General features: G+C 40.7%; 16 protein-coding genes. 13 read left to right on the top strand and 3 right to left on the bottom strand.

Annotated features, from left to right (window positions below):
* Positions 1-168: 168 nt before the first annotated feature.
* Positions 169-399: a DUF2198 family protein gene (locus ACFQ4X_RS13280; RefSeq protein WP_379835827.1), complete on the top strand. Its 231-nt coding sequence runs from the start codon at positions 169-171 to the stop codon at positions 397-399.
* 15 nt (positions 400-414) lie between these two features.
* Here ACFQ4X_RS13280 and ACFQ4X_RS13275 read toward each other — a convergent pair whose 3' ends face one another.
* Positions 415-1,290, bottom strand: a complete 876-nt coding sequence (locus ACFQ4X_RS13275) for a sulfite exporter TauE/SafE family protein (RefSeq protein ID WP_379835825.1) — start codon at positions 1,288-1,290, stop codon at positions 415-417.
* Between the two features lie 257 nt (positions 1,291-1,547).
* On the opposite strand from ACFQ4X_RS13275, the gene uvrB reads away from it, so the two are divergent.
* The 3 genes from uvrB to ACFQ4X_RS13260 all read left to right on the top strand — a co-directional run bounded on the left by uvrB (position 1,548) and on the right by ACFQ4X_RS13260 (position 7,183).
* On the top strand, positions 1,548-3,524 hold the full coding sequence (gene uvrB, locus ACFQ4X_RS13270; RefSeq protein ID WP_379837166.1) for an excinuclease ABC subunit UvrB: 1,977 nt from the start codon (positions 1,548-1,550) through the stop codon (positions 3,522-3,524).
* A 6-nt stretch (positions 3,525-3,530) separates the two neighbouring features.
* A complete protein-coding gene (gene uvrA / locus ACFQ4X_RS13265) occupies positions 3,531-6,404 on the top strand; it encodes an excinuclease ABC subunit UvrA (protein ID WP_379835823.1) in 2,874 nt (957 codons plus the stop codon).
* A 335-nt stretch (positions 6,405-6,739) separates the two neighbouring features.
* Positions 6,740-7,183 carry an SRPBCC family protein gene (locus tag ACFQ4X_RS13260; protein ID WP_379835821.1) on the top strand — a complete coding sequence of 148 codons (444 nt, stop codon included), beginning with the start codon at positions 6,740-6,742 and terminating at the stop codon, positions 7,181-7,183.
* 99 nt (positions 7,184-7,282) lie between these two features.
* On the opposite strand, the gene ACFQ4X_RS13255 is transcribed toward ACFQ4X_RS13260, so the two are convergent.
* On the bottom strand, positions 7,283-7,486 hold the full coding sequence (locus tag ACFQ4X_RS13255; RefSeq protein ID WP_077359823.1) for a hypothetical protein: 204 nt from the start codon (positions 7,484-7,486) through the stop codon (positions 7,283-7,285).
* A 106-nt stretch (positions 7,487-7,592) separates the two neighbouring features.
* Positions 7,593-7,742: a hypothetical protein gene (locus ACFQ4X_RS13250; RefSeq protein WP_379835819.1), complete on the bottom strand. Its 150-nt coding sequence runs from the start codon at positions 7,740-7,742 to the stop codon at positions 7,593-7,595.
* A 230-nt stretch (positions 7,743-7,972) separates the two neighbouring features.
* Here ACFQ4X_RS13250 and ACFQ4X_RS13245 point away from each other — a divergent pair, with 230 nt between their 5' ends.
* The 9 genes from ACFQ4X_RS13245 to lgt all read left to right on the top strand — a co-directional run bounded on the left by ACFQ4X_RS13245 (position 7,973) and on the right by lgt (position 15,937).
* The gene (locus ACFQ4X_RS13245; RefSeq protein ID WP_066292654.1) at positions 7,973-8,275 is read left to right on the top strand and encodes a DUF4870 domain-containing protein; all 303 of its coding nucleotides are present in this window, start codon (positions 7,973-7,975) and stop codon (positions 8,273-8,275) included.
* An 85-nt stretch (positions 8,276-8,360) separates the two neighbouring features.
* Complete coding sequence (locus tag ACFQ4X_RS13240) at positions 8,361-9,440, top strand: DUF4097 family beta strand repeat-containing protein (RefSeq protein WP_379835817.1); 1,080 nt, start codon at positions 8,361-8,363, stop codon at positions 9,438-9,440.
* A gap of 15 nt (positions 9,441-9,455) precedes the next feature.
* Positions 9,456-9,647, top strand: coding sequence for a PspC domain-containing protein (locus tag ACFQ4X_RS13235; protein ID WP_379835815.1), 192 nt, complete (start codon positions 9,456-9,458; stop codon positions 9,645-9,647).
* Positions 9,648-10,022, top strand: coding sequence for a phage holin family protein (locus ACFQ4X_RS13230; RefSeq protein WP_379835813.1), 375 nt, complete (start codon positions 9,648-9,650; stop codon positions 10,020-10,022). It abuts the gene before it with no gap.
* Between the two features lie 219 nt (positions 10,023-10,241).
* Positions 10,242-12,659 (top strand): immune inhibitor A domain-containing protein, encoded by a 2,418-nt coding sequence (locus tag ACFQ4X_RS13225; protein WP_379835811.1) that lies wholly within the window; start codon positions 10,242-10,244, stop codon positions 12,657-12,659.
* A 354-nt stretch (positions 12,660-13,013) separates the two neighbouring features.
* Positions 13,014-13,517 (top strand): cytoplasmic protein, encoded by a 504-nt coding sequence (locus tag ACFQ4X_RS13220; protein WP_379835809.1) that lies wholly within the window; start codon positions 13,014-13,016, stop codon positions 13,515-13,517.
* 64 nt (positions 13,518-13,581) lie between these two features.
* Complete coding sequence (locus tag ACFQ4X_RS13215; RefSeq protein WP_379835807.1) at positions 13,582-14,082, top strand: GNAT family N-acetyltransferase; 501 nt, start codon at positions 13,582-13,584, stop codon at positions 14,080-14,082.
* An 81-nt stretch (positions 14,083-14,163) separates the two neighbouring features.
* Positions 14,164-15,099 (top strand): HPr(Ser) kinase/phosphatase, encoded by a 936-nt coding sequence (gene hprK / locus ACFQ4X_RS13210; protein WP_379835805.1) that lies wholly within the window; start codon positions 14,164-14,166, stop codon positions 15,097-15,099.
* 22 nt (positions 15,100-15,121) lie between these two features.
* Positions 15,122-15,937: a prolipoprotein diacylglyceryl transferase gene (lgt, locus tag ACFQ4X_RS13205; RefSeq protein ID WP_379835803.1), complete on the top strand. Its 816-nt coding sequence runs from the start codon at positions 15,122-15,124 to the stop codon at positions 15,935-15,937.
* The last annotated feature ends 11 nt before the right edge of the window (positions 15,938-15,948 follow it).

Below are 15,948 nucleotides of genomic sequence, written 5' to 3'. Positions count from 1 at the left end.
CTAAACAGAAAGTTTCGTTGGGAAATGGGGTCTGACCCCAAACAATTTATTTCCCATAACAATTTCCTTGTTTTTGTATAGGGAGTTTGGTTAAATTTAGAGAGGTATAGATGAACGTTTACTAAAGTTGGGTTTTTGAACGTTCAGATGAGAGGGGTCAATTGTTTCATGTTGGAGTATGTTTTCGCGGCTCTGTTTCCAGTGTTTTTGCTGCTGTTATTTAACAGAGTGTTATTTTCAAAGTTTCTGCCATTAGGGATCAACATTTTAATATTAATTTTCGGGTTAGATGGTTTACATCAGCCGCTGCCGCTCCAAATTATTGCTGGAATTTCTACAATTATAGGCTTTTTTCTTGGGTTGAAAATCTATAAAAAACAAAAGAGAAAAGTAAAATAGAAAAAGACGTCACCTTTATGAGGTAGACGTCTTTCTTTTTGTATGCGAGATCGTTTCTTTTAAGAAGAGAAATAGAAGTGTTAAGACATAGATCGTGATTACTCCTAGACCCGCTTTGTCAAAATTGAAAAGCTTTAATACAACAGAGGTTAAAATCGTGATGTATAGAGCTCCTAAATATTTTTGAATTTGTTCGTTTGAATAAATGGTTGTTAGTTTTGCTCCCAGCTGAGTGCCGACTAAAGCCCCCAGAATTAAGAGGATGCCGAGTTTGTAGTCGAGCTGAATGGATGCCGCGTACGTTAAGAAACCAGCCGTTACGATTAAGAAAACACTGACCAAGCTTGTACCGACTGCTTTTCTGGATGGGAAGTTCATCATTGAGATCAGTAAGGGCACCATTACAAAGCCTCCGCCAACACCAAGAGTCGTAGAAATAAAACCTCCGGTAAATCCAATGAAAACGGCCTTCACCAAAGAAAAAGAAATTTGCCGTTCACCTGATTCAGTACTTTTGTTGTGTTTTGATTGTTTATAAAGCAGGGAAAGTGCAAAGTATGCAAGAAGCAAAATATAGAAAACCGGGATGATTGTATCGTCATAACCTATTTTCTCAAGCCATACTACAAGCGGATGGGCCACCTGAGTCGCTAGTACACCAACAAAACCAATAACAGCAGCAGTTTTCCAGATAATATTCTTATATCGCAAGTGGGCAGCAACTCCTGACACGCTCGTTCCGATCGAATACATCAAACTCGTTCCAATCGCAGAGAGTGGAGGAATCCCAAACAAAATAAGAACCGGCGTTAGAATAAAGCCTCCGCCAATGCCGAAAAATCCTGAGAAAATACCAATGCACAATCCAAGTAATATATAGAAAAATTCCAATTAAAAGCATCTCCTTTTGGGGACACACCTGCTACAATTTCCCCGAAACCGTTGATACAGCTAGCGGGAAATGGGGTCAGACCCCTAACAATTTATTTCCCAACGAGCGCCTACCTTTAAGTATACCACGATGAATTCCTTCCAGAAACTTCTGCGAATATTTGTTCGTAATTATTAGGTTTTTGGATCGGTGCTGTGCTATAATTTGAGTAACCAGAAATTAGGAACGGAGGTTCGGTTTTGTGAGTCAAAGTCAAATGTTTGAAATCAAATCTGATTATCAGCCACAAGGAGATCAGCCCGCAGCGATCAAACACCTTGTGAACAATATTAATGCAGGAAAAAAGAGCATGACATTGCTTGGTGCGACCGGAACAGGGAAGACGTTTACCGTATCGAATGTTATCCAGGAAGTGAACAAACCGACACTTGTTATCGCTCATAATAAAACATTAGCCGGCCAGCTTTACAGTGAGCTGAAAGAGTTTTTTCCGAATAATGCGGTTGAATATTTTGTATCTTACTACGATTACTATCAGCCTGAAGCCTACATCGCTCATTCAGACACGTACATCGAAAAAGATGCCAGCATAAACGATGAGATCGATAAACTTCGCCACTCCGCAACCTCTTCTCTTTTTGAAAGAAAAGACGTTATTATTGTTGCCAGTGTTTCTTGTATCTACGGTCTAGGTTCTCCAGACGAATACCGTGACATGGTAATCTCGCTCAGAGAAGGAATGGAAAAAGACCGCGATCAGCTTTTACGTGATTTAGTCGATATTCAGTACAATCGAAACGATATCAATTTCACTCGTGGTACCTTCCGTGTTCGCGGTGATGTTGTGGAAATCTTCCCGGCTTCGCGTGACGAACATTGCTTGCGAGTGGAGTTTTTTGGTGATGAGATTGACAGAATTACAGAAGTAGATGCGCTTACAGGTGAAATTTTAGGCGAACGTAACCATGTTGCTATTTTCCCGGCATCCCACTTCGTAACCCGCGAAGAAAAGATGAAGCTTGCGATCAAACGAATCGAAGCTGAACTTGAGGACCGGCTTAAAGAGCTTAATGAAGCAGGGAAACTGCTGGAAGCACAAAGACTGGAACAGCGTACCCGCTACGATCTTGAGATGATGGCTGAAATGGGATTCTGTTCGGGTATCGAGAATTATTCTGTTCACTTAACTCTTCGTCCTTTAGGATCGACTCCTTATACATTACTGGACTATTTTCCGGACGATTCTTTAATTGTTATCGACGAGTCGCATGTTACACTTCCGCAGATTCGTGGAATGTTTAATGGAGACCAGGCGAGAAAAAGTGTTCTTGTTGATCACGGCTTCCGTCTGCCTTCAGCAAAAGACAACCGTCCTTTAACCTTTGATGAATTTGAAAGATATACGAAATTTCAGCACATCTATGTATCAGCAACACCAGGACCTTACGAGCTTGAACATGCACCAGACCCCGTTGAGCAGATTATTCGTCCTACAGGCTTGCTTGATCCTACATTAGAAGTGCGTCCGATCAAAGGGCAGATTGACGACTTGCTCGGCGAAATTAACGAGAGAGTTGCTCAAAATGAAAGAGTGCTAGTCACAACGTTAACGAAAAAAATGTCTGAGGATCTGACCGACTACTTCGTAGAACTCGGAATAAAAGTCCGCTATCTTCACTCAGAAATCAAAACACTGGAGCGGATTCAGATCATACGTGACCTACGGCTTGGAGTGTTTGATGTTCTTGTCGGGATCAACCTTTTAAGAGAAGGATTAGATATTCCTGAAGTATCACTTGTTGCTATTTTAGATGCAGATAAAGAAGGTTTCCTGCGTTCAGAGCGCTCGCTTATTCAGACGATCGGACGTGCTGCACGTAACTCAAACGGACACGTTATCATGTATGGAGACAAAATTACGAAATCCATGCAGATTGCGATCGATGAAACACAGCGCCGACGACAAAAACAGATGGAACATAATGAAAAGCACGGCATAACTCCGACTACGATTAAGAAAGAAGTTCGTGATGTCATTCGTGCTACACAAGCTGCTGAAGATACAGAAACCTATACAGGTGCACAAGCTCCTAAGCAAAAGATGAGCAAGAAAGATCGCGAAGCCTTTATCGAGCGTATGGAAAAAGAGATGAAGGACGCCGCCAAGAACCTTCAGTTCGAGCGTGCAGCAGAGCTTCGTGACCTCATACTTGAGTTAAAAGCGGAAGGATGATTGCAGTTGGCAACCAATCAAAACATAATTGTTAAGGGTGCAAGAGCCCATAATTTAAAGAATATAGATATTACGATCCCGCGTGATAAGCTGGTTGTTCTCACCGGCTTATCTGGTTCGGGGAAATCTTCACTGGCTTTCGATACGATCTATGCCGAAGGTCAGCGCCGTTACGTTGAATCACTATCTGCGTATGCCCGTCAGTTCCTTGGACAGATGGACAAGCCGGATGTTGATTCTATAGAAGGTCTATCACCGGCTATCTCGATCGATCAGAAGACAACAAGCCGCAACCCGCGTTCAACGGTTGGAACGGTTACTGAAATCTATGATTACTTACGTCTTTTATTTGCACGTATCGGACGTCCTGTTTGCCCTGTTCATCATGTAGAGATTACATCTCAAACGATTGAACAAATGGTAGACCGCATTTTAGAATATCCGGAACGAACGAAGCTGCAAATTTTATCGCCAGTTGTTTCTGGTCGAAAAGGCGAGCATGTTAAAGCCTTAGAAGATATTAAAAAACAAGGATATGTCCGCGTTCGTGTAGATGGAGAAATGCGGGAAGTCTCAGAAGAAATCAAACTCGAAAAAAATAAAAAGCACTCTATTGAAATCGTTATTGACCGGATCGTAGTTAAAGAGGGAATCGCGACTCGTTTAGCAGACTCTCTTGAAGCTGCCTTAAATCTTGGAGGCGGAAGTGTAGTAGTTGATGTAATGGGAGAAGAAGAACTTTTATTCTCTCAAAATCATGCATGTCCTCATTGCGGATTTTCTATCGGTGAACTTGAACCCCGCTTATTCTCATTTAACAGTCCGTTTGGTGCTTGTTCTTCTTGTGATGGGCTAGGAGTTAAGCTTGAAGTGGATCCTGAACTCGTAATTCCAGATTGGAGCCGTACATTGCGTGAAAATGCAATTGCACCATGGGAACCAATCAGTTCGCAATATTATCCTCAGCTCTTAGAGAGCATCTGTAACCATTTTGGTATTGATATGGATGTGCCAGTAGAAAATCTGCCAAAAGATCAGATGGATAAAATATTAAACGGGAGTAAGGAATATCTTACTTTCCGTTATAAAAATGATTTTGGTCAAATCCGTAAAAATGAGATTCAGTTTGAAGGTGTTCTAGGGAATATTCAGCGCCGATACAGAGAGACAAGTTCTGATTACATCCGTGAGCAGATGGAAGGATACATGGCACAAAAACCATGTCCGACATGTAAAGGGCACCGTCTGAAAAAAGAAGCACTATCAGTATTAATTAACGGAAGACATATTGGAGAAACAACTTCTCTTTCTATTACGGAGGCAAAAGAATTTTTCGATAATCTTGACCTGACAGAAAAAGAGCAAGCCATTGCGAAATTAATCTTGCGAGAAATCGTGGATCGTTCAGGTTTCCTAATTAACGTTGGACTCGATTATCTGACGCTCAGCCGATCAGCTGGTACGCTGTCAGGCGGGGAGGCACAGCGTATTCGTCTTGCCACGCAGGTTGGTTCACGTTTGATGGGCGTTCTCTATATTCTGGATGAGCCTTCAATCGGTCTTCACCAGCGTGATAACGACAGGCTGATCCGTACACTTGAAGAAATGCGTTCACTTGGAAACACGTTAATCGTAGTTGAACATGATGAAGATACGATGCTTGCAGCGGACTACATCATTGATATTGGGCCTGGTGCAGGTGCTCACGGCGGTGTGATCACATCGCAAGGGACACCGCAGGAGATAATGGAAGACCCTGAATCACTTACGGGTCAGTATCTGTCAGGCAAGAAGTTTATACCTCTTCCGAAGAAAAGGCGTAAACCGGATGGCCGTTACATCGAGGTGAAGGGAGCGACAGAAAACAACCTGAAAAATGTATCTTCTAAAATCCCTCTAGGATTGTTCACTGGCGTTACGGGTGTTTCTGGCTCTGGGAAAAGTACGCTTGTAAATGAGATTTTGCATAAAGCGCTAGCACAAAAACTTCACCGTGCAAAAGACAAGCCAGGTGCACACAAGTCGATCAAAGGTCTGGAGCATATCGATAAAGTTATTGATATCGATCAGTCACCAATCGGACGTACACCTCGCTCAAATCCGGCAACTTACACAGGCGTTTTTGACGATATTCGTGATGTGTTTGCATCAACGAATGAAGCGAAAGTGCGCGGATACAAAAAAGGACGTTTCTCTTTCAACGTGAAAGGCGGACGTTGTGAAGCTTGCCGTGGAGACGGAATCATTAAAATCGAGATGCACTTTTTACCGGATGTTTATGTACCGTGCGAAGTGTGTCATGGAAAGCGATATAACCGCGAAACACTTGAAGTAAAGTATAAAGGGAAGAACATTGCAGACATTCTTGATATGACTGTTGAGGATTCAGTTGAGTTCTTTGCGAATATCCCTAAGATAAAACGCAAGCTGCAAACCATTCTTGATGTAGGACTTGGCTATATCAAACTTGGCCAGTCAGCAACAACATTATCTGGCGGGGAAGCGCAGCGTGTAAAACTGGCTTCACAGCTGCATAAACGTTCGACAGGGAAAACAATTTACATTCTGGATGAACCTACAACTGGGCTTCATGTGGATGATATTTCACGTTTACTCGTTGTACTGCAGCGTCTCGTTGAAAACGGGGATTCTGTTTTAGTCATTGAGCATAACCTTGATGTTATCAAACAGTGTGATCACTTGATCGACCTAGGACCTGAAGGCGGGGACAAGGGAGGCACGATCGTTGGAGCAGGAACACCTGAAGAACTTGCTGAGGTTGAAGAATCCCACACAGGCCGCTATCTTGCACCAATTTTAAAACGTGATAAGAAGCGCATGACAGGTAAAATCAAAGAAAAAGAAAAGCTAGCAAAATAAACTTCGTAGAGGTCAAATCATAAACAGATGGTTTGACCTCTTTTTTAATTCGGTGAACTTTTGTTGTTTTTGGAAGTTGTTGATTTCCGTTCCAGGTTGCTCGCTTTCCGCGGGGCAGGCGGTGAGCCACATTCGTACGTTTCACTTATAAATGTCTCACCCGCCCGCCAGTCCCGCAGGAGTCTCGCACCTTCCCCTTCAATCAACTTTTCAATGAAGAACATCAAAGCCTCTTTGTAGCAACAATCTTTTAAAAAAGTGCTTTTATTTATTATTAAATTTTTACAGAAGGTGCGTAATATAATTCACAAGATATAAAAAGGAGGGAGAAAGATATGCCTACTATTACACATCGAACTTATATTAAAGCTGATCCAGAAGAAATATTTAAAATACTTACAACTTCTCAAGGTTGGAATGCCTGGTTCACAGATGATACTTCTATAAAATTAACGCCTGAAGGAACTGGGGAAATTCGATTAAGATGGATTGAATTCGGCAGTAACAAAGAGAATATTGAAGATGGAGGCAGAATTCTTGAAGCGATTTCGAACAAATCATTTATTTTTCAATGGACACCCGGAGAAAGGAAAACAACAGTATCCTTTAAACTTGAACCATATAAAGAAGGTACATTAATTATTCTTAAAGAGACGGGATATTCAAATTCTGATAAGGACTTAACTGCCTGTATTGGATGTGCTGTTGGTTGGGGAGAAGCAATGATGCTTTTAAAGATATACATAGAACACGGAATTGTGTATAAACAAGATCTATGACCTGATGTATTATTAAACGAAAATTCGCGTTAATTAAGCATTATCAAAAGCCAATTAAAAAAACAGTGTCCCAACTAGTTTGGGAGCACTGCTTCGTTTTCATTTATATTTCTTCTCACTGGACGAAGAATCTTTCGTCCCCTTCTTATCTTTTTCTTCACGTTTTTCTTGTTTCAGATCTTCCATCGGAATTGGGTCTACATTTTTTTCGCTTTCAAATTTATCAAATAGGCTTTCTTTGTCTGTATCGTATTGTTCAGGATTGTCCATTTTTCCTCTTTGTTTTTTCTTCTCTTCAGACATTAGACATCACTCCTGTTCCTGTTTATATGTATCATTCCCTTTTTTGCTCGAAATTCAAACAATTTCTCCTCAAATCGACAATTTTCATATAAAATAGATGAGTGATTTATTTCCATATCCTAGAAAGAAGTTTGTATACTACATAATTAATTGCTGCAGCAACAAACGAGCCGATCACACCGGCAAGAATTCGATCAGAAACACCTAAATCCCTATCGTTTTCGGTCATAACACCGAATACAATGCTAGTGATCATTAGCATGGTTAATACTATAAAAAGTACCTTTAAGGTTTTTATATTTTTCAAAATGGAAGACGCTCCCTTTGGGGTTTTTGTCATTATCATACGGAATTTTAGAAGTTATGTCGAATGGGTATAGGGAAAAAGGAAGTTTGTTTCATGAGGTCGAAGTAAAAAAAGGCACATGCCTTTTGCTTGCATTCATGTTCGGTTTTGGTTTTTCATTCAGAGCAGGAGGTCATGTTATGAAAGAGGGCACGAAAAAAGCAGTTTCTGCTATATGTTATTTTAGTTTGTTCTTTGCACCGTTTCTTTTTCCGATCGTCGTTTACTTAATTGTAGATGATTCTGAAGTAATGGAGCATGCAAAAAAATCATTTTTATCGCACTTATTGCCAATTGTCGCAGTACCGCTAGGAATTATTATCGTTTTTGAAACACAATATCATTTAGCTGCAATCATTATCAGCGCACTCATTTTTGGTACTTTGACATTAATTGTGACCATCTGGAATATTGTTAAAGGGATAAAGGTTATTCTCTCATAAATCGTACAAGTAATACCGGGAAAGTATCATACATCTTAGAATCAGCCGGCGCCGGTGACGGAATCCAAAAGGGAGGCGTCAATGCATGGAAGAACGGAAAATGATTTTAAATATGCTGAACGAAGGAAAAATTTCAGCGGAAGAGGCTGAAAAATTGCTATATGCCTTAAATGACAAGAAGAAAACGCAAATCAGCTCACTGAGTCCTATCAGTCTAAAAAAGAAAGCCATGAACGGAGCTACGGCTGTGAAACTTCCGTCATCTGGCTACAAAGTGGCAAAGTTTTTTGATCGTGTCGTAAAACGGATTAAGACTGTTGATTTTGATTTGAACTTTGGACCATCAGAGCCGGTAAATTATGTTTTTCAAGACAGCCATGTGATGTTTCAGGAGATGGACATTGAAGTCTATAATGGATCAGTTACGATTGTGCCTTGGGATCGAAAGGATGTCCAAGTTGAATGTGATGCCCATGTTTACAAGGTACCTGAAGGGTCTTCTGCAAAAACAAAGTTCAGAAATGAGACGTTCTATGATTGTGACGCCACAAAAATGCGTTTTTATTCTAGGAACAAACATCAAAAAGTAAATGCCGTTATCTCGGTTCCAAGAGATTCATATGATGTAATTAAAATTACGACTTTTAATGGTCCTGTAAAAATCAGTGATTGCCAGGCAAAAACACTAACCGTAAAGACGACAGTTGGAGCAATTGCTGTTAATAATTGCTCTGGAGAAGCAGTCAAAGCAACAGCCGCAAATGGTTCATTAACACTGAAAGACTGTGAGTATAAAGACGTTGAAGCTGACACGATGAATGGCCCAGTCCGGCTTACAGTAGATGCTTCACAAGTGCGTTCTGAAACCATTAACGGATCGATCTACTGCCGTTTTGCCTCACCGGTTGAGGGGTATGCATCTTTTAAGACGGTGACGGGAAAAATAGAAACTGAATTCCCGGAAACACTGGAACTTGATGCGGTGCTGAAAACGATTGTCGGAGGATTTATTTGTGACTTTGATTCTGTAGAAGTTAGAGAAGAGAAAAAGGAAGTCACGCGAAAATTTCTCTCTTTTATCGCGAATAAAGGAACAACATGGCCGCCGTTCAAGCTTGAAGCTGAAGCAAAAACAGGTTCAGTTGCGGTGTTAAAAGCCAAATAGAGGTGATGTTATTTTATGAAAAAGCTTAAAAGGTCTAATGACGCGAAAATCGCTGGAGTTTGCGGCGGACTCGCTGAGTATATGAATGTTGACCCAACTGTTGTACGGCTCGGAACAGTAGCTATTGCTATTTTTACAGCGGTAATTCCTGTAGGGCTGTCCTACATCATCGCAATGGCAGTTATGCCTGAAGAAAGCGACGTTTAAATGAAAAGCTGGCTGGCTTCCTTATTAATTAATACGATTGCTTTAATGGTTGTCGCTGGGTATTTCGATGGGTTTCATATCGAAAATATCAGTGCTGCGCTATTAGCCAGCGTGTTGCTGTCGCTGTTTAACGTTTTCTTAAAACCGATATTAGTTCTTTTGACGCTGCCAGTGACTATTATTTCTTTAGGGTTATTTCTTATCGTAATCAATGCAGCACTCCTTTCACTGACAGCTGAATTAATGGGTGACTCCTTTAATATTGATGGCTTTGGAATGGCGCTCCTTGCAGCCATTATCATATCCTTGCTCAATATGTTCCTGACAAACTTTATCCTGGAACCTTTGAAGAAAAGAAAAAAGAAAAGAAAATAAGTTAAAAAACACTTCTGCTAGCAGAGGTGTTTTTTTTTTTTTTTGGGAAAATAGCAATATTTTTAATGTAAAAATAAGTATAAAGACCTAGTATAAAACGCACAATTTGTTCTTTTTATAGTACAAAAGACCAATTTAAAATGATGGATAATATGGTAAATTTTAATAGCAAAACAAATCTGAATATTTATACTATTCAATCAGGAGGGGTAGTTATTCATGGGGAAGAGCAATAGGTCTTGGGGAAAAGCCCTGCTAGCTACAAGTTTGTCGCTTGGACTAGCTTCATCATCATTGTTCGCGGGGTCAATGGATGTTAAAGCACAAACAGCGTTAGATGAAGTATTAAAAGGAAAGCACAATCATTCACATTCTAGTCTTGATCTAGCAATCGTAAACGAGGATAGATTACTAGAATCTCTCATTAAACAAGGTGTTATCTCGAAAGATGCTTCTGCAAAACAAAAGGAAGAAGCACTGCATGAGTATCTTGAATTGAAAGGGAAAGAAAGCGGAGTAAAGGAAAACGATCCTCTTGCTGCAAAGGTAAAGGCTTCAGATGCTGAAAAACAGCGTGAATTTAAAGGCTTTAACAATGGACTATTGAATGGCAACGGGAAAAAGGAAGGTCATTATAAAAAACAACCTGATCCTGTAAATGAAACGAAATATACTGGTGAAGTTAGAAAAGATAAGGTTCTTGTCCTTGCGGTAGAGTATTCTGATTTTGCTCATAACAATATTAAATCTACAGAAACAGATAACTATTATCCTGATTATCCACTATCACACTATGAAGATATGATTTTTGGAGATAACGGAGTAAAAGGACCTAATGGTGAAAATTTTGTTTCTATGAAGCAGTTTTATGAGCAGCAATCTGGAGGTACATACTCTGTACAAGGTAAGGCATACGGATGGCTAAAAGTTCCTGGAACTGCAGCTTACTATGGAGCGGATAAAGCATCGGGTGGACATGATAATATTACACCAGGAGGGTCTAAGCAGCTTGTTATAGATGCATATAAAGCTGCCTTAGCAGCTGGCGTGCCACTTGAGAACTATGATGTAGAAGATCCACATGATTTTGATGGCGATAATAATCGTGTTGAGCCGGATGGTTTAGTTGACCACTTGATGATAATTCATTCAGGTGTCGGACAAGAAGCAGGCGGTGGTTCACTTGGTAACAACGCTATCTGGTCACACCGTTCTGCCAAATTTGTTGACTTAGATGGCTATGATGCATCAATCCAAAATCCAATTGGCAAACCTGGTTTCTATGACTACACAATGATGCCAGAAGACGGAGCGACTGGAGTATTTGCTCACGAGTACGGTCATGACCTAGGTTATCCGGATGAATATGACACAATCTATTCTGGTACAGGTGAAGCGGTAGCTTACTGGTCTATAATGGCAAGCGGTTCATGGGCAGGTAAAATTGGAGGTACAGAACCAACTGGTTTCTCACCTTTAGCTAAATCATATTTTCAATCAACTTTGGGTGGGAATTGGACAACTCCAACTGCTGTAAAATGGGAAGATGTTTCTTCTAAAGGAACGCAGTTTTTACTAGATCAGGCGAATTCACCTAATGGCAAAAATCATCAAGCTATTCAAGTAAATCTTCCACAAAAGAAGACTCCTGTTAACAAACCTGCTGCTGGTACTTATCAATATTGGGGTGGGCAACAGGATGAAATTGATACAAACATGGTAACAAATGTTGATTTGACAGGAAAAAGTTCTGCTACGCTAAACTTTGATTCTTGGTATATAATTGAACAAGATTGGGATTATGCGTTTGTCCAAGTATCAACAGATAATGGAGCTACTTGGAAGTCTCTAGGAAATGCAAACACTAATTCTAATCCTGTGTCTGGTGCATATCCTACAATTGCACCGAACCTTCCTGGTTTTACAGGGGATTCCAATGGATGGACTAAACAAGAGTTCGATCTTACTGAATTTGCAGGGCAAAAAATTCAATTAAAATTCCGTTATATTACGGATTGGGGTACAAGTGAAAAAGGATTTTTTGTTGATAATGTAAAAGTAACTGCTGATGGTGCTTCAATTTTTGAAGATGGAGCTGAAACAAATAACAACTCATTTAATTTAGATGGTTTTACCAAATCTGATGGATACAAATATAGTGACCATTACTATTTACTAGAGTGGAGAAATCATTCAGGTGTAGACATGGGTCTTAAGAACATTAAGCGTGGTAACTCTTTAATGAGCTACGATGGCGGATTAGTAGTTTGGTATGTTGATCCAACATATACGGACAACTGGACAGGGATTCACCCAGGTGAAGGTTTCGTAGGTGTAGTTGACGCTCACGTCAATACGGATTTAAATTGGAGTACTGGTGTAAAAGCGAGCTCACGTTACCACATTGCAGATGCTGCATTTGGTTTAAATCCAACATCAGGATTAGATTTAATCTATCCTACCCAAACTTTATCGCTTGCAAGCCAGCCAGCTGTGTCGCTATTTGATGATAGCCAGTCATATGAAAATACATTTATGCCAGACGCTGGACGAAAAATTGAAAATTACGGCTTAAAGGTTCGTGTAAATGGACAAGCAAAAGACAAATCCGTTGGAGCTGTAGTAATCTACAAATAATTTCTAATACCTCTCGCAAAAAGCGGGAGGTATTTTTATATCCACTTTAGTTAAAATGTGGTAAAATACAACTAATCTGTTTGAAAGAAAGGAACTAAAGTGACCTGTATGCCAACATTTAATCTGTAATGGAAAACAATTAGATCGCTTCTCAGCCGTTAAAAAACAAAGTGTTTTTGACCACGGGAGAAGTCTGTCTACATCCCATTACAGAGGAAATACAGCGAACTGCAGTCCGTTAATTTTTAACGATGCGTTCCGAGCCCTCCTTGTTATAGGGGGGCTTTTTTTCGTTCTGCAAGACTTTCAAATAGAAGTTGTATTCCCTCGCTACTATTACGAGGTGAAATCATTATGCAAACTAAACAATATTCCATTAAGCTCAATAAAAAACATGAAGCCGATACTGTGAAAAAACAATGCAAAATGTGCGGAAAGGTTACGGTTTTTACAGATACAACAATTCGAAGACATAATGCGAACGGTAAAAACATTTATCAGTTTGCGATTTATAAGTGTCCGAAGAATCATTCTTGGAATAAAAAGCTCGATATTTATAAATCGTTTACCAACCATGTTGATCCTGCGACACTTGTTCCTTCTGAGTTTGAGCTGATAGAGGAAGGTGAAAAGATATCCCTTTCTGTATCAGGTAGCGAATCCTATGAAATTAACATTACTGGAGCTGAGGGGAACTTCCGGATAGACCGGACACTTGCCGACCATATTGAAGGCTGGGGCCGGACAGAAATAGCTCAAAAGATCAAAAACGGTCATATTCTTTTAAACAATTGTTTAACGAAACCGAGCCACAAGCTCGCTCTTCATGATAGAATTTCAATAACCATAAACGAATAAACAACAAATCCAAGGCCGTTTGTACTTTTCAAACGGTCCTTGTTTTTAAAAGGGGCAAATCAAAATGGAAACAGAACGTCTTCAATTCAGGTGCTACACAAATGATGATTTTCCGTTTTTCGCCTCATTATGGGCTGATCAGGATGTTGTCCAATTCATCGGAAAAGGTGTGACAAGATCTACAGAGGAAGCTCAAAAAAGTTTTCAAGAATGGCTTCTGCCAGGTTATCGGGAAGGAAGAGGCCTGTATCTTATCCTTCAAAAAGAAACCGAGCAGCCTATCGGTCATGCAGGAGTTGTTCAGCAAGCAATAGACGGCAAGAAAGAATTCGAAATCGGTTATTGGCTCGCCAAAGAATATTGGGGAAACGGATATGCGACTGAAGCAGCAGCCTTTTTTAAAAACTATGCTTATCAAAAACTTCACTTAAACCGGCTCGTATGCCTCATCCAGCAGCAAAACGAAAGATCTGTTAACGTTGCTCTAAAGCTAGGCATGAAACATGAGAAAAACACGACATTTAACACGATTCCTGTAAATGTTTATGCGTGGACGTCTGACTAATAAATTTCAGGCGCAACCTTTTGGTTAATACAGTTATGAAGTGATACAATAGAATCATTGGAAAATGTCAAGGAGGACCCTATGGCGAAGGTACATATTCATGAATTAATCAATAAGTTTCAACTGGAGCTCGTCAGCGGTGAGGAAGGCATCCACCGCACGATTCGTACGAGCGATATTTCACGCCCTGGTCTTGAGATGGCTGGGTATTTTACTTTTTATCCGGGAGAGCGTCTTCAGTTATTAGGAAAAACGGAGCTGTCGTTCATTTCTGAGCTGGATCCAGAGACCCGCATGGAGAGATTGAGCCTGCTTTGTACGGATGAAACCCCTGGAATCATCGTTTCACGCGATATCGAGGTACCAAAAGAGCTGCTGAAGGCATCACACAAAACAGGAGTGCCGATCATGCGATCACCTGTAACGACAACACGTCTTTCGAGCCGCATCACGAACTTTCTTGAGAGCCGTCTTGCACCAACGACTGCGAAGCATGGTGTGCTTGTCGATATATATGGTATTGGTGTGCTTATTACCGGTAACTCAGGAGTTGGTAAGAGTGAAACGGCGCTTGAACTTGTAAAGCGCGGTCACAGACTCGTTGCCGATGATTCTGTTGAAATCCGTCAGGAAGATGAAGATACGCTAATTGGCAGCGCACCTGAACTGATTCAGCATCTTTTAGAAATCAGAGGTCTTGGAATCATCAATGTGATGACGCTGTTTGGTGCTGGAGCGATCCGCAACTATAAAAAAATCTCAATTGTAATGAATCTTGAAGTTTGGGATTCTAAGAAGGTGTATGACCGACTAGGATTGGAAGAGGAAACAACGAAAATCATCGACACAGAGATACCCATTCTGACGATTCCCGTTCGTCCTGGACGAAACCTAGCGGTAATCATTGAGGTAGCAGCCATGAACTTCCGGTTGAAGAGAATGGGTATGAACGCTGCACAGCAATTTTCCGAGAGGCTGACTGATGTTATCGAAGCTGGAGACGATGAAGATCTATAAGAAATAAAAGGAAGTGGAGAATGTGGAACAAACGATTCAGCCCTTGGACCGTGTAGCGCTGGAGTTAGGCCCTATCACGATCTATTGGTACGGACTTATTATTGGTTTAGGTGCGATGCTCGGTCTATGGCTCGCCGTTAGAGAATCTGAGCGCCGGGGACTTGCAAAGGACACCTTTGTAGATGTGGTTATGATTGCTGTTCCTGTTGCGATTCTTTGTGCAAGACTTTATTATGTTGCGTTTGAATGGGACTTTTACAAAGATAATCCTGGTAAGATCCTGGCAGTGTGGGAAGGCGGAATCGCTATTCATGGTGCACTGATCGGTTCTTTCTTAACGGGGCTTATTTTCTGTAAAAGAAAAGGAATCTCGTTTTGGAAGCTTGTTGATATTGCAGCACCTAGTATTTTGCTCGGTCAAGCGATCGGCCGCTGGGGCAATTTCATGAATCAGGAGGCTCACGGCGGACCTGTTACAAGAGATTTCCTGGAGTCACTGATGCTGCCTGACTTTATCATCAATCAGATGTACATTGACGGGACCTACTATCATCCAACATTTTTATATGAATCTCTTTGGAGCTTCGCGGGTGTCATTATTCTTCTTTATTTACGCAGAGTAAACCTTCATAGAGGGGAACTGTTCTTAACTTATATTATCTGGTACTCAATCGGCCGTTTCTTTGTGGAAGGATTGCGTACAGACAGTTTGATTGTTTGGGATACTTCTCTTCGAATCGCTCAAGTAATGAGCTTAATCTGGATTGTTGCTGCAGTCATCATCTGGATCTATAGAAGAAAAACAGGCATGGCTGAAAAAAGATATTTGGAGAGCTAAGGGAGGCGAAT

The organism is Fictibacillus halophilus, from assembly GCF_042680145.1.
GTDB classification, from domain to species: Bacteria; Bacillota; Bacilli; order Bacillales; family Fictibacillaceae; genus Fictibacillus; species Fictibacillus halophilus_A.
This window is presented reverse-complemented; position numbering and strand designations above follow the sequence as displayed.

Bases quoted from the DNA above. Each gene is read 5' to 3' on its own strand.
- ACFQ4X_RS13280 (WP_379835827.1), top strand. From the start codon at position 169: ATGTTGGAGTATGTTTTCGCGGCTCTGTTTCCAGTGTTTTTGCTGCTG.
- uvrB (WP_379837166.1), top strand. From the start codon at position 1,548: ATGTTTGAAATCAAATCTGATTATCAGCCACAAGGAGATCAGCCCGCA.
- ACFQ4X_RS13260 (WP_379835821.1), top strand. From the start codon at position 6,740: ATGCCTACTATTACACATCGAACTTATATTAAAGCTGATCCAGAAGAA.
- ACFQ4X_RS13255 (WP_077359823.1), bottom strand. From the start codon at position 7,486: ATGTCTGAAGAGAAGAAAAAACAAAGAGGAAAAATGGACAATCCTGAA.
- ACFQ4X_RS13250 (WP_379835819.1), bottom strand. From the start codon at position 7,742: ATGATCACTAGCATTGTATTCGGTGTTATGACCGAAAACGATAGGGAT.
- ACFQ4X_RS13245 (WP_066292654.1), top strand. From the start codon at position 7,973: ATGAAAGAGGGCACGAAAAAAGCAGTTTCTGCTATATGTTATTTTAGT.
- ACFQ4X_RS13240 (WP_379835817.1), top strand. From the start codon at position 8,361: ATGGAAGAACGGAAAATGATTTTAAATATGCTGAACGAAGGAAAAATT.
- ACFQ4X_RS13235 (WP_379835815.1), top strand. From the start codon at position 9,456: ATGAAAAAGCTTAAAAGGTCTAATGACGCGAAAATCGCTGGAGTTTGC.
- ACFQ4X_RS13230 (WP_379835813.1), top strand. From the start codon at position 9,648: ATGAAAAGCTGGCTGGCTTCCTTATTAATTAATACGATTGCTTTAATG.
- ACFQ4X_RS13225 (WP_379835811.1), top strand. From the start codon at position 10,242: ATGGGGAAGAGCAATAGGTCTTGGGGAAAAGCCCTGCTAGCTACAAGT.
- ACFQ4X_RS13220 (WP_379835809.1), top strand. From the start codon at position 13,014: ATGCAAACTAAACAATATTCCATTAAGCTCAATAAAAAACATGAAGCC.
- ACFQ4X_RS13215 (WP_379835807.1), top strand. From the start codon at position 13,582: ATGGAAACAGAACGTCTTCAATTCAGGTGCTACACAAATGATGATTTT.
- hprK (WP_379835805.1), top strand. From the start codon at position 14,164: ATGGCGAAGGTACATATTCATGAATTAATCAATAAGTTTCAACTGGAG.